Origin of the sequence: Corynebacterium mendelii, from assembly GCF_017307055.1 — a bacterium.
Taxonomy (GTDB): domain Bacteria; phylum Actinomycetota; class Actinomycetes; order Mycobacteriales; family Mycobacteriaceae; genus Corynebacterium; species Corynebacterium mendelii.
Genome location: NZ_JAFLEQ010000014.1, coordinates 117,267 through 130,520 on the forward strand (window position 1 = coordinate 117,267; position 13,254 = coordinate 130,520).

Genomic DNA, 13,254 nt, shown 5'->3' on the forward strand with positions numbered 1-13,254 from the left:
CCGGATGGCCCGCAACCGGCGAGGCCGCGGCCGATGCCGCTAGAGCATGCAGGACACGCAGCCTTCAACCTCGGTTCCGGTCAGTGCGGTCTGCCGCAGCCGGATGTAGTAGATGGTTTTGATGCCTTTGCGCCAGGCGTAAATCTGGGCTTTGTTGATCTCCCGGGTGGTGGCGGTGTCTTTGAAAAACAGCGTCAGCGACAGCCCCTGGTCGACGTATTTGGTGGCCACCGCATAGGTGTCGATGATCGCCTGGTAGCCGACCTCGTAGGCGTCTTTGTAGTACTCCAGGTTGTCGTTGGTCATGTACGGCGCCGGGTAGTAGACCCGCCCCAGTTTCCCTTCCTTGCGGATTTCGATCCGGGAGGCGATGGGGTGGATCGACGAGGTGGAGTTGTTGATGTAGGAGATCGACCCGGTCGGCGGAATGGCCTGCAGATAGCGGTTGAACATGCCGTGTTCCGCAACATCGGCTTTCAGCTGCGCCCACTCCCCGGCGGTCGGGGTGTGGATCGACGATTGGGCGAACAGCTGCTTGACCCGCTCGGTGGTGGGTTTGAATTCTTCCGGATCGAAGCGGTCGAAGAACGCGCCGGTGGCGTAGTCGGACTGGTCGAATTTGGAGAATTTTTCCCCGCGTTCGCGGGCGATCTCCATCGAGGCTTTGATCGCCTCGTACATCACCGCGGCGAAGTAGGCGTTGGTGAAATCAAGGCCTTCCTCGGAGCCGTAGTGGATGCCCTCGCGGCCGAAGTAGCCGTGCAGGTTCATCTGCCCCAAACCGATGGCGTGGGCGGCGTCGTTGCCTTTTTTGATCGACGGCACCGAGTCAATCGAGGTCTGCTCGGATACGGCGGTCAGCCCTTTGATGGCGGTGCGGATGGTGCGGGAAAAATCCGGTGAATCCATGGCTTTGGCGATATTGAGCGAGCCGAGGTTGCAGGAGATGTCTTCCCCGATGTGGGAGTAGCTCAAGTCGGCGTTGTAGGTCGACGGGGTGGAGATCTGCAGGATCTCGCTGCACAGGTTCGACAGGGTGATCCGGCCGGCTTTGACCGGGTTGGCCTTGTTGGCGGTGTCCTCGAACATGATGTACGGGTAGCCGGATTCGAACTGGATTTCCGCCAGCGTCTGGAAGAACTGGCGGGCATTGATCTTGGTTTTGCGGATGCGCGGATCCTCGACCATGTCGCGGTAGTGCTCGGTCACCGAGATATCGGCGAATGCTTTGCCGTAGACCCGTTCCACATCGTAGGGGGAGAACAGGTACATGTCCTCGTTCTTTTTCGCCAGCTCGAAGGTGATGTCGGGGATGACGACCCCCAGCGAGAGGGTTTTGATGCGGATTTTCTCGTCGGCGTTTTCGCGTTTGGTGTCGAGGAATTTCAGGATGTCCGGGTGGTGGGCCGACAGGTAGACCGCCCCGGCCCCCTGGCGTGCGCCGAGTTGGTTGGCGTAGGAGAAGGAGTCCTCCAAAAGCTTCATGACCGGGATCACACCGGACGACTGGTTTTCGATCCGTTTGATCGGCGCCCCGGCTTCCCGCAGGTTCGACAGCAACAGCGCCACACCGCCGCCACGTTTGGACAGCTGCAGCGCGGAGTTGATCGACCGGCCGATCGATTCCATATTGTCCTCGATGCGCAGCAGGAAGCAGGACACCGGTTCACCGCGGGCTGCTTTACCGGAGTTGAGGAAGGTCGGGGTGGCCGGCTGGAAACGCCCGGCCATAATCTCGTCGACCAGGTCACAGGCCATCTGCTCGTCACCGTCAGCCAGCTTCAGCGCCACCATGCACACCCGGTCCTCGTAGCGCTCCAGGTAGCGGCGCCCGTCGAAGGTTTTCAGCGTGTAGGAGGTGTAGTACTTGAACGCCCCGAGGAACGTGGGGAAACGGAATTTCTTTCCGTAGGCCCGCTTGAACAGCGTTTTGATGAACTCGAAGTCGTAGAGATCGACCAGTTCCCGCTCGTAGTAGTTGTTGTCGAGCAGATACTCGAATTTTTCCTCCAGATCGTGGAAGAACACCGTGTTCTGGTTGACGTGCTGCAGGAAAAACTGGTTCGCGGCCTCACGGTCCTTGTCGAACTGGATCTTGTGGTTGTCGTCGTAGAGGTTCAGCAAGGCGTTGAGGGCGTGGTAGTCGAGCTGTTCGCGTTCGCTGACCGGTTCGGCGACTTTTTTGCCGTGGGTATCCATAGGGCGCTTGGGGTTCCTTCGGTGATGATGGTGTGCGTTCAGTGATGTGGCCACCCGCCGGGGGCGGGTGCCCCGGCCGACCGGCATCGGGTGCGGCAGGGCGGGGAAAGGGAAAAAGATTCAGCCGGATGGGTATCGAATCGGCCCACAGGGGTGCACACTACCGAGTTCGCGGCGGGCGCGCCCGTGGATGGGTATCCGGTGGGGCCGGTGTGGCCGTCTGATGCAGTTGGGTGCGGTGTGGCCGGTCATCGTCAGCCACTGCAGGTGCCCCCGCACCCTGAAGTCTGGGGGGAGGTCCTAGCCGACAGCCTCGAGTGTGTGCAGCCCCAGGGCCTCGGCATTGTCGAGCAAGCCGCGGCGCACCGCGTCAATGTCTTCCGGGGTTCCCATCAATTCGAAACGGTAGACGTAGGGCACGTTGCATTTGGCGGCGATCACATCGCCGGCTTTGCCGAAATCGGAGCCGAAGTTGGTGTTCCCGGAGGCTATGACCGCCCGGATCAGCGACCGGTTGTGTTCGTTGTTCAAAAACCTGATCACCTGGTGCGGTACCGGGCGTGGTTCCCGGCCGCTGATCGAGACCCCTCCCCCGTAGGTGGGGCAGATCAGCACATAGGGTTCGTCAACGACCAGGTCGGGGTCGCTTCTGCGCAGCGGAATCCGGGCGCTGGGCAGTCCCAGGTGGCCGACGAAACGGTGGGTGTTTTCGGTGGCTGAGGAAAAATAGACGACTAGCATGGCGCGGCTGCGGCTCCTGGCGGACCAAAAAGGGGCGATCCAACTCAAGGCCCCGGTACCGGCGGGCCGGGTTGTTCACCCCGGCACCGTCCGGCATGATCCAATTGTTCGGTGGTACGTACACTACATCGGGACAAAAATAAGGGCCCGGCAGCGTGCTGATGCAGTCACGCCCGGACCCCTGTGCGCCCCCCGCACACAAGCCCTTAGGCGACCTGCGCGGAGAGATTCTGGATACGGTCGGGGCGGAAGCCCGACCAGTGCTCACCGTCGACCTCGACGACGGGAGCCTGCAGGTAGCCGAGCGCCTTGACGTAGTCGAGGGCTTCCGGATCCATGCTGATATCGACCGTACGGTAGGACAGGCCGGCACGATCCAGGGCCTTTTTGGTGGCGGTGCACTGGACGCAAGCGGGCTTGGTGTAAAGGGTGATCGACATAGCTGGGATTTACCTTCTCGTCTTCGGCCGGCGGCTGCCGGCGGCTGGTGCGCTCTTCGGCTGTGAATGCTGCTCTCCGACCGGTTTCTCTCCACCGGCCCCGTTTCGGAGCAACCGAGAAAAACACTATACCTGGGGGTGTCAGGATGCAACGACCACAACATGTAGTAGTTACATGATTGAAAGTCCCAGGTTGCCCCATCGCTTCGCACCAGATGTTCATCCAGACCACCCGGATAAATCACACCGGTGGCAACCCCGGAAAGAACACCCCTGTCATTTCCGCTGGTCGCCCCATCCCAGCGTTACCAAAACGTTATATTTGCCCTTCGCCCCCGTGGGGGCCGACGGGGGTGGGAGGAGCTGCCGACATACTCGGCCGGTGGGCACTGCCGGGGCAACCACCCCTGCAATAACCCACCAATACTAGTCCTGAACTGCCGAAACAACCACGGTCAGGGGCCATCCGGGTGGCCCGGACATGCCGAAACCCCCGCCGCGGGCCTGCCGGAAATGGCAGGCATGCGGCGGGGGCCGGAGAAAAGATGCGGTCCGCCTGTCCACCCGGCCGTCAGTGACGGAGACAGGTCGACGGGCGGCGTTTGCTAGCCCTGGCGGGCCTTGAAACGGGGATCTTTCTTGTTGATCACGTAGACCTTGCCGTGGCGGCGCACAACCTGGGCGCCCGGCTTGTTCTTCAGCGACCGAAGGGATTTGCGGACCTTCATCGGGCGCTCCTTTCGTTGGTGTCGGCGGCGGCTTGGGGCGCTGCCGGCGGGATAAGTGGACAAAGACGTCACGGTTTTCATTTGTCACCGGCTGATACCGGCGCGGACCGTCATCCACTGGATAGCACCGAAGCGACAAAACAGCGGCCCTGCGGCCGCCTGCCACGTGCATCCTGTCGGGACTGTCCGTGCACAGTGCGTTACCTCTTCCCGCTACCGGTGACGGTTGAAGCTGCGGGGGGTAACTACGTGCACCAAAATACGGTGCACGGCACCTGCGCTCGTGACACGGGTAAACATCGTAACCGGCGGGCGGGTGTACGGGCAAACCGCAGCATACCCCGCCGCCCCGTATGATCGGGCAGCATGGACTCCAACACAGCCAATGACAGCACTGCCAGCGGGGATCTGCAGCAGGAGATTATCCGTGACACCGGCGCCCAGCCCACCATCGATCCGGGCGAACAGGCCCGTCGCCGCATCGGTTTTCTCGTCGACTACCTCACCGCCACCGGGCTGAAGGGCTATGTGCTGGGAATCAGCGGCGGCCAGGATTCCACCCTGGCCGGGCGGCTGGCGCAGCTGGCGGTGGAAAAAGTCCGGGCGGCCGGCGGGGATGCGGAATTCGTCGCGGTGCGGCTGCCCTACGGTATCCAGGCCGATGAGGATGATGCGCAAACAGCCCTGGAGTTCATCCGCCCGGACACCAGCGTGCGGGTCAATATCAAAGACAGTGTCGACGCCATGGACGCTGCTGTCGCCGCGGCGCTGGGGAAGGGGGAAATCGACGATTTCGACAAGGGCAATGTCAAAGCCCGGGCGCGCATGATCGCCCAGTACGCGATCGCCGGGGACCGGGATCTCATTGTCATCGGCACCGATCATGCCGCGGAAAACATCACCGGGTTTTTCACCAAATTCGGCGACGGTGCGGCCGATGTTCTTCCCCTGGCGGGCCTGACCAAACGGCAGGGCGCAGCCCTGCTGGAGTATCTGGGCGCCCCGCCGTCGACATGGACAAAAGTTCCCACCGCCGATCTGGAAGACGACCGCCCGGCTCTTCCCGACGAGGAAGCCCTGGGAGTGACCTACACCCAGATCGACGACTATCTGGAAGGCGGCACCATCGCCGACACGGCCCGCGCACGCCTGGAGCACCTGTGGGCCGTCGGCCGCCACAAGCGCCACCTGCCGGTCACCCCGGACGATACCTGGTGGAAAACGACCTAGTTTTCCCCCGCGGTAACCCGCACCCGGCAGATGACGGTGGGCGGTCGCCGTGCACCATCACACGGCCTTGCCCCTGTACGGGGACGGCCGCCCGATGGTTGTGAGCTTCCCCTCCCTCCCCGACACCCCCTCCCCTGCCCGGCGGGGCGCAGCAGGCCGTGGAAGGTATTTCCTTCCATCACCGGTCAGCCGGAGACGCGTGCACTTCCACCCCTCCCCGGCGGGCTAGCCGATCACCGCAAGCGTGCGGCGGGCGGCCTCGACCAGTTCCCCGGCGTAGCCGGGACCGTGGGTGGTGGCGTGGACGGCCAGCGGGTGCAGCTGGTGCAGGGCAGTAAAATCCGCCCAGTCAGGATCCAGCGGTGTCACCGACCGGTAGCCGTCGATGATGTCGTTGAAAAACGGTGCCCCGAACAGCGCCAGCATGCCCAAATCGGTTTCCGCGTGCCCGCCGTGGGCCGCCGGATCAATGACTTTCGGCCCGTCAGGGGTAAACAACAGATTGCCCGCCCACAGATCCCCGTGGATGCGGCTGACCGGCACCGCCGAAAAATCCGCCCCCGCCACAGCGGCGCAGGCTGTCTCCACCACAGCCAGTCCGCGGGTGTCAAGGTTGCCGCGGGCATGAGCCTGCTCGGCAAAGGGCATCACCCGCTGGGTGACATAAAACTCGCCCCAATCTGCGGTGGGGACACACTGTTGGGGCAGACGGCCGATGAACGTGCGCCCCCGCCAGGTGACCCCGCCGGGGGCCGGTGGGCTGCCGAAGGCCTCCGCCCCGGCGCGGTGCATGACAGCCAGCAGTTCCCCGGCCCGCCGGGCCTGCCCGGCGGTCGGGGCGCACCGGCCGAGCCGTACGGTGGCCACCACCCCGTCGGCGCCGTCGATATCCGGTGGCACCGCAACGACGAAGTCTTTCCCCGCTTCCGCCAGCCACCGCAGGCCCTGGATTTCCGCGGCCGCCGCTTCCGGGTCGGCGGGCCGTTTCACAAACAGATTATCCGTCACTGTTACCGCTTCCGGCGCATCAAGCGCACCATCATTGATTGCTCATGCTCGTCGCCCCATCCCACCACCACCGCACGGGGATCAACCCGCAACTTGGCGGGGCACACGATGGGGAGGGGAACAATTAGTAGCGTTCCGGTTCTTCCCCGAGGCGGAACCTCCGCCCGGAGACCGTGGTCGGGGTAATCCGCACAAAGTTGTATTTCAGTGTCGGCAGCCACGGTTTCAGCGGCAGGGTGTCGGCGTACTGGATGTCCCGGTTGTCGCTCAGCACTGTCGCGTTGCCTTTGACCACCACCGACCAGGCGGCGTCATCGCTGTGGGAGTCAGCCTCGAAAAGAACATCCTCGTTGAGCGAGAGGGAAAACAGTTTCGCGCCCTCGGCGGTGCGGATGTAAATCCTGCCGTCGTCAACACAGAAGTTGACCGGGAAAATATCCATGTCATCTTTGCGTCTGACAACCAGCCGCCCCAAAGCCTGGGTGCCCATCAGCTCCAGGGCTTCGTCATCGCTCAATACCGTTACAACATCATCGTGGTCAGCCATGTCCACCATTGTTGCATTCCCGCGGCCCGGATGTGCCCACGATTGCGCAAAGTCACACCGTTGCGCCGCCGCCGCGCACCGCCCGCTACCGGCATGTGGGGCAACCCGATCATCCGGCGACGACCGGCGGGAAGGAGCATCACACTATCTATCACTCCCACCGGCAGCGGCAGGCAGGGTAAATTGGACTGTTAACGCCCTCACCCGCCGAGGGCACACCCGACGCGTGTCACATGCCCCCGATGGGAGGGGACCCGGACGAGCAGCGGGTGACCGGCCCAGCTGAGGGATACCGGTGTTTTTTGCTGAACAAGTCGGAAGGAGCACAAGCACATGACGCGGTCACATCCGGGAAGGCCCGCCCGCATCAACCGGGAAATGATCGAAAAAGCCGTCATCGAGGTGGGATTCGACAGGGTGTCGACGACCTCGGTGGCACGGCATCTCGGGGTGGAACAATCCTCGCTGTACCGGCACATCAATTCCCGCCGCGGACTGCTGCTGGCGGCCATCAGCCGGGTGGTCGACGACACCGACTTCGTCATCGACCATTCCTCATGGCGTGAATACCTCCGGGAGATCGCTGAACGGGTGTGGGTGATGCTCAACTCGCACCCGGGTATGGCCGGTGTCATCTTCGAACTGGATTCCCCGCCCCCGGAGCAGACCAGCTCGCTGACCGCCACGGCCGTCGAGGTGCTCATCGACTACGGTTTCAACCCCCGCCAGGCGCTGCTGATCCTGGAGACCATTCTCGACATCACCTGTTCGTCGATCCACAAGCTCGAGCACGCCGACGAACACATGCACAACACGCCCGCCGGCCAGTGGGAGCCCGCCACCGGGCGGCAGCTGGATTCCAATGCTTTCGGCGCCATGCGGGCCGACCACTACCAGTGGTGGTCCGACCGCATCGACATCACCCTTGACGGTGCGGCAGCCCAGCTCACCAGGTAACCGGACCACCGCCGGTTGTTCCCCCGCCGCCTGCTTTTTTAAAAAAGCAGGCGGCGGGGGATTGTTTTTCTCCCTGCCACACCCCGCCCGGCAAGACGACCACACCAGCCCCACCAGGGTTGACCTGGCAGAAAAAACATGTCCGTGGGCGCCCGGTAAATCATGTCGCTTCCCACGACATGAATGTCGTGGGATCACATGTATCCCCCGCACCCCGGTCCCGGCCCCGGCCCCTTTTTTTTCTAGCGGTCCCCACGCCCCCTACTCCCCCGCCCCGGCGCGGATTGTTTCAGATACCGTGGGGATTGTCGTGGCGATTGTCGTGGGGGCCGGATTCCGGACACTGCCGAAGAACGAGAAAAACCCCGCCCAAGCTGCATGCTTAGGCGGGGTTTACCGGTGGAGCTAACGGGATTCGAACCCGTGACCCCCACACTGCCAGTGTGGTGCGCTACCAGCTGCGCCATAGCCCCGTAAAGAAAAATATGTATTTGTCTCGGTTGCGTTTGACAACCAGTGGAGCTAACGGGATTCGAACCCGTGACCCCCACACTGCCAGTGTGGTGCGCTACCAGCTGCGCCATAGCCCCTTAAAAACGGACTCCCCTAATGTACACGCGACCGCCACAGCCACCAAATCACCAGCTGACGGGCCAGTCAGGCGGTGTGGGATCAAAACAGAAAAAACATGTCCCACCTGTTGTTCCCGGACGGGAACAACAGGTGGGACGGTTTCCCGCTTCGGCGGGGACAAGACGGTGGCTACTTGGCGTCGGCTGTGGCTTTCCCACCTTCGGCGATGGCGTCATCGTAGCCGCCGTCGACGAGTTTCTTCGGCCAGTCGGCGAAATCGGTGCCGGCGTCATTGGCCAGCGACAGAGACACACCGTCGACGATGACCTGCGGGGAGGACACTTTGCCGATGGCCTCACGCAGCTTGTCGGAGTTGGCCGCGGCCTGCTTTTCGTAGCTGTCTTTGAGTTCTTCGCCGCGGATTTTGTCGACCACATCGTTGGCCGCGCCCATCTTTTTCGCGGCGTCGGCGAAGTCATCCATCTTCCACGCCGAGTAGATGTCGCGCTGCTTGTCGAAGAGCATCTTGCGGTAGTTCCAGTAGACCACCGGTTCGGATGCTTCAGCAATGGTTTCCGCGGCCACCCCAGACATGGTGGAGTGCCCGTAGTCGCCGCCGTCGAGGAAGTTCAGCGGGTGCACGTTGACGATCAGAGTACCGGCTTCGATCTGCTGTTTCATCGAATCGTCGGTGGCTTTCGCCAGATCGCCGCAGTGCGGGCAGGAGTAGTCCTCGTACAGGTCGACAACTCTGGCGTCCTCTTGGGGCTTGTCGGCGGACAGGGTGATGTGGTCGGCGTCAGTGGAGACAACCATCGACACCTGTTCCATCTCTGCCTGGACGGCCTCCTCCTGCTTTTTGTTGCTGGAGACAATGATGTAGGCGATCACGGCGACGATAATCACCACGACGGCGATAAGGGTCCACACAAAGCCGTGTCCCTTGTCGTTGGGGGACTTGATCTTGGTACTCACGGTAGGAGTTGTTTCCGTTCCTCTTCACGATCCGGGTCCGGCAGGCCCGGGGATTGTTGTCGTTGATCATTCACGCACGCCGGTGGTGCGGGGACTTCCCGCAGGTGTGATCCCACAGGGTCAGCGGACATGGCCACCAGCAGTCTATGCGGTCGGTGCCGGGCCGGTCACGGCACCCCGGCAGATTGACCCTACCGGCAGTGGTTGGCAAAACCCTGTGAAAAAAATGTCAACATCCTAGGACCCGTCATAGACGCCCCCACCCCGCGGCCGGACAGCCGCGGGGTGGGGTGGGAAACAGGCAAACCGATACGGCCGGTTTTTTCAGGGCCGGTTATTTCTTTCCCGGCGGGAAAGCGAAACGGTTGAACGGGCGCCAGGCCGTCCACCAGGCCATGGCCACAAACAGCAGGTCCCTAAGAATTTCTGTGGCATAGGTCCACCCGGTGACATTCGGGTTGTCCCCGCCGGTGCCGAAACACCCGCAGTCGATGGTCAGCCCCCTGGCCCATGCGGAGGCGATGCCGGCGATAAAGCCGAGAAATATCACGGCACTGACGGCCCCGGTCAGCCGCAGCAGCAGGCCGATGGCGAGCATCACCCCGAGGGCGATCTCCACCGGCGGCAGGGCGGTGCCGATGAAGTTGACCATGTCGGGGGAAAACAGCTTGTAGGCGTTGACCGACTGTTTGGTGGCCAACGGGTCGGTGATTTTCACCCAGCCGGAATACAGCCACACCGCCGCCAGGCCGAAACGCGCCAGGAAACTGATGGTATCCAGCACCAGGGTGCTGCCACCGGTGCTGCGGGTCACTGATACAGGACTGGGCGGGGTGCTGCTGGTTTCGGTCACGGGAAAAACCCTACTATCCGGGCCGGGTGGCCGGGTGGGAAATAACTCCCCCTCCTCCCCCGGGAAGAAACTCTCCCCCCACACCAACGGCCACCCCGTGAGCCTGAGGAAGGCTCACGGGGTGGCCGGGACCGCCGGGTGCTATCACCCGGCGGGCAATGCCGGGGGGTGGTTGTGTTTTACCGGGTTCAGGAGCCGAGCACCTCGGAGACGAGGGCCTGCGCTTCTTGCTGCACCTTCGCCAGATGTTCTTCACCGTTGAAAGACTCGGCGTAGATTTTGTATTTGTCTTCCGTGCCGGAGGGGCGGGCGGCGAACCAGGCGTTGTCGGTGGTGACTTTCAGCCCGCCGATTGTTGCCCCGTTGCCGGGGGCTTCGGTGAGCTTGGCGGTGATTTTCTCACCGGCCAGGGTGTCGGCTGTGACCTGGTCGGGCGAGAGTTTCTTCAGCACCGCTTTCTGCTCCCGGTTGGCCGGCGCATCGGTACGGGCGTAGACGGGGGCACCGAACTTGTCGGCGAACTCCTGGTACTTCTCCGAGGGGGTTTTGCCGGTGACGGCGGTGATTTCACTGGCCAGAAGATCCAGAATGATGCCGTCTTTGTCGGTGGACCAGACTTCGCCGTTGCGCCGCAGGAAGGACGCCCCGGCCGATTCCTCGCCGCCGAAACCGATGGTGCCGTCAATCAGCCCGGGCACGAACCATTTGAAGCCGACCGGGACCTCGATGAGGGTGCGCCCCAGATCGGCGACCACCCGGTCGATCATGGACGACGACACCAGGGTTTTGCCGACTGCAATCGAATCAGACCAGTTGCTGCGGCGGCGGTACAGGTAGTCGATGGCCACCGCCAGGTAATGGTTGGGGTTCATCAGACCCGCATCCGGGGTGACGATGCCGTGCCGGTCACTGTCGGCGTCATTGCCGGTGGCGATATCGAAGCTGCCGCGGTTTTTCACCAGCGATGCCATCGAATCCGGCGACGAGCAGTCCATGCGGATTTTTCCGTCGGTGTCCAAGGTCATAAACCGCCAGGTGGCGTCGACTTTCGGGTTGACCACAGTCAGGTTCAGCCCGTGGGTGTCGGCAATCGCCCCCCAGTAGTCGACCGAGGCCCCACCCATCGGATCGGCGCCGATGGTCAGGCCCGATGCGGCGATGGCCTCAATATCGACGACATTGGGCAGGTCGGCGATGTAGTGCTGCATGTAGTCGTGTTTATTGGCCCGGGAATCAAGCACCCCGTCCACGGGGGTGCGCTCCACCCCGCGCAGCCCCTCAAACAGGTACCGGTTGGCCTGTGCGGCAATCCAGTCGGTGGCATCGGTGTCGGCCGGCCCACCGTTGGGCGGATTGTATTTGAAACCACCGTCCCGGGGCGGGTTGTGCGACGGGGTAATGACAATGCCGTCGGCACGTTTCGGATCGGTTCCGGTCACCCCGCCGGGAAGTGCGGCATTGTGGGCCAAAATGGCGTGGCTGACAGCCGGGGTGGGGGTGTAGCGGCCGGCGGCATCCACCAGAATCTCAATGTCATTGGCCAGCAGCACCTCCATCGCGGAAATCATCGCCGGTTCCGACAGGGCGTGGGTGTCACGGCCGATAAACACCGGGCCGGTGATGTTCTGCCGTTTGCGGTAGTCGACAATCGCCTGGGTTGTGGCCAGGATATGAGCCTCGTTGAAGGCCGTGTCCAGCGAGGAACCCCGGTGACCGGACGTTCCGAACGTCACCTTCTGGTCGGGATTTTCCGCATCGGGTGTGCGGGTGTAGTAGGCGGTGACGACTTCGGCGATATCGATCAGATCGCAATCGCGTGCCGGGGTACCTGCGCGTTCGTGGGCCATGGGTAAGAGGTGCTCCTCGTTGGTCGGATTAAAAGGGAAAAATCGTGGGTACCGCACACTCACCGGGCCAACAGACGACCACAGGCTGGTGCGGACAACACCACAGCCTCCATTGTGGTCTTTTCCCCCGCCGCCCGCTACCACAAACGATGGTTTTTCTTCCCCGCCCCAGGTGGCCGCCAGTCACAGGCCGCAACAGTTTCACCGCCCGGCCGCTGGCGCGGGGTAGCCTGATATTTCATGAAGACCTCACTGATGATAGGCGTGGGGGCGGCTGTCGGCGCACTGCTCCGGATGCTGCTGATGGGCCTTCCCGGCCCCGATATCTACTGGCTGCTGCTGATCAATGTGGCCGGCAGCGCCCTGATGGGCTACGCCAAACCGAAAGAAACCGTGGGCGTGGGGATCCTCGGGGGGTTGACCTCTTTTTCCTCTTTCATCGCCCTGTCAACCACCGGTTCCATTGTGGCGGGTGCCGCCTATGTTGTGGTGACGGTGGTGCTGTGCACCGGCGGATACCTGGCCGGTGACCGTTTCAGCCCCGGCACCAGCCCGGCAACAAAGGTGGCATCATGACTCCCCCGTTCATCATTGCCGCTGTCGTGGCAGGCGCTTTTGCAGGCGGTCAGCTGCGGTGGTGGCTGCGCCAGCTCCTGCCGTTGTTGTGGGGCACGTGGACCGCCAATATCCTGGCCTGCATTGTCATGGGTTTGGCGGTGCGCTTCGACCTCGATGATATTGGTGCTGCCGTGGTCGCCGCGGGTTTCGCCGGGGCGCTGTCAACATGGTCGACCCTGGCGAAAGAGATCGGTGAACTCATCACAACCGACCGCATCACAGCGCTGGTTTATACCGCCTCCACCCTGGTGTGCGGCTTCGTCGCTTTTGGCGCCGCAGCATTTATCTAGAGCGGACAAAAGCACTCCCCGTATCCACAGCCCCAGCCGACCCGTCACACACACGCCGGCACCGCACCCCACTGAACCCGGCCGCCATGCCGCTGCCGTTTGCTGGACTCCGGTGCGCGCTGATCTTCTTTCACATGGTGAACCGGCCCACCATCCAATGGCTGGACCGGCCACCCTAACCAGCAGCCCCGGCGACACCCCACAGCTCTGTCACACCCAACGCCACCTGGCTGCGGAATGCACGGTCA

At 62.9% G+C, this 13,254-nt stretch carries 13 protein-coding genes and 2 tRNA genes; 4 read left to right on the top strand and 11 right to left on the bottom strand.

Annotated elements, in window-relative coordinates; translation table 11 throughout:
* Positions 1-39: 39 nt before the first annotated feature.
* The 4 genes from nrdE to ykgO all read right to left on the bottom strand — a co-directional run bounded on the left by nrdE (position 40) and on the right by ykgO (position 4,108).
* Positions 40-2,199: a class 1b ribonucleoside-diphosphate reductase subunit alpha gene (gene nrdE, locus JZY06_RS07865; protein ID WP_207279006.1), complete on the bottom strand. Its 2,160-nt coding sequence runs from the start codon at positions 2,197-2,199 to the stop codon at positions 40-42.
* Between the two features lie 300 nt (positions 2,200-2,499).
* Positions 2,500-2,940 carry a class Ib ribonucleoside-diphosphate reductase assembly flavoprotein NrdI gene (gene nrdI, locus JZY06_RS07870; protein ID WP_207279007.1) on the bottom strand — a complete coding sequence of 147 codons (441 nt, stop codon included), beginning with the start codon at positions 2,938-2,940 and terminating at the stop codon, positions 2,500-2,502.
* A gap of 206 nt (positions 2,941-3,146) precedes the next feature.
* Positions 3,147-3,380 carry a glutaredoxin-like protein NrdH gene (gene nrdH, locus JZY06_RS07875; protein ID WP_207279008.1) on the bottom strand — a complete coding sequence of 78 codons (234 nt, stop codon included), beginning with the start codon at positions 3,378-3,380 and terminating at the stop codon, positions 3,147-3,149.
* Positions 3,381-3,985: 605 nt separating this feature from the next.
* Positions 3,986-4,108 (bottom strand): type B 50S ribosomal protein L36, encoded by a 123-nt coding sequence (gene ykgO / locus JZY06_RS07880; protein WP_005288826.1) that lies wholly within the window; start codon positions 4,106-4,108, stop codon positions 3,986-3,988.
* 366 nt (positions 4,109-4,474) lie between these two features.
* Here ykgO and nadE point away from each other — a divergent pair, with 366 nt between their 5' ends.
* The gene (gene nadE, locus JZY06_RS07885) at positions 4,475-5,338 is read left to right on the top strand and encodes an ammonia-dependent NAD(+) synthetase (protein WP_207279009.1); all 864 of its coding nucleotides are present in this window, start codon (positions 4,475-4,477) and stop codon (positions 5,336-5,338) included.
* 225 nt (positions 5,339-5,563) lie between these two features.
* Here nadE and JZY06_RS07890 read toward each other — a convergent pair whose 3' ends face one another.
* Positions 5,564-6,328, bottom strand: coding sequence for a fructosamine kinase family protein (locus tag JZY06_RS07890; RefSeq protein ID WP_330617204.1), 765 nt, complete (start codon positions 6,326-6,328; stop codon positions 5,564-5,566).
* A gap of 142 nt (positions 6,329-6,470) precedes the next feature.
* Positions 6,471-6,893, bottom strand: a complete 423-nt coding sequence (locus JZY06_RS07895; protein ID WP_207279011.1) for a pyridoxamine 5'-phosphate oxidase family protein — start codon at positions 6,891-6,893, stop codon at positions 6,471-6,473.
* 333 nt (positions 6,894-7,226) lie between these two features.
* Between JZY06_RS07895 and JZY06_RS07900 the strand changes: the two genes are divergently transcribed.
* Complete coding sequence (locus JZY06_RS07900; RefSeq protein ID WP_207279012.1) at positions 7,227-7,850, top strand: TetR/AcrR family transcriptional regulator; 624 nt, start codon at positions 7,227-7,229, stop codon at positions 7,848-7,850.
* Between the two features lie 400 nt (positions 7,851-8,250).
* Here JZY06_RS07900 and JZY06_RS07905 read toward each other — a convergent pair.
* The 5 genes from JZY06_RS07905 to pgm form a co-directional block, all read right to left on the bottom strand.
* Positions 8,251-8,323 (bottom strand) — tRNA-Ala (locus JZY06_RS07905).
* A 44-nt stretch (positions 8,324-8,367) separates the two neighbouring features.
* A tRNA-Ala gene (locus tag JZY06_RS07910) sits at positions 8,368-8,440 on the bottom strand.
* Between the two features lie 172 nt (positions 8,441-8,612).
* A complete protein-coding gene (locus JZY06_RS07915; RefSeq protein ID WP_207279013.1) occupies positions 8,613-9,398 on the bottom strand; it encodes a DsbA family protein in 786 nt (261 codons plus the stop codon).
* Between the two features lie 334 nt (positions 9,399-9,732).
* Positions 9,733-10,251: a DoxX family protein gene (locus JZY06_RS07920; protein WP_330617205.1), complete on the bottom strand. Its 519-nt coding sequence runs from the start codon at positions 10,249-10,251 to the stop codon at positions 9,733-9,735.
* 188 nt (positions 10,252-10,439) lie between these two features.
* Positions 10,440-12,098, bottom strand: a complete 1,659-nt coding sequence (pgm, locus tag JZY06_RS07925; RefSeq protein WP_207279014.1) for a phosphoglucomutase (alpha-D-glucose-1,6-bisphosphate-dependent) — start codon at positions 12,096-12,098, stop codon at positions 10,440-10,442.
* A gap of 240 nt (positions 12,099-12,338) precedes the next feature.
* On the opposite strand from pgm, the gene JZY06_RS07930 reads away from it, so the two are divergent.
* Entirely contained in the window at positions 12,339-12,674 is a 336-nt protein-coding gene (locus JZY06_RS07930) for a CrcB family protein (protein ID WP_207279015.1), read from the top strand.
* Positions 12,671-13,006, top strand: a complete 336-nt coding sequence (locus JZY06_RS07935; RefSeq protein WP_207279016.1) for a FluC/FEX family fluoride channel — start codon at positions 12,671-12,673, stop codon at positions 13,004-13,006. The genes JZY06_RS07930 and JZY06_RS07935 overlap by 4 nt, the downstream gene beginning before the upstream one ends.
* Positions 13,007-13,254: the final 248 nt, after the last annotated feature.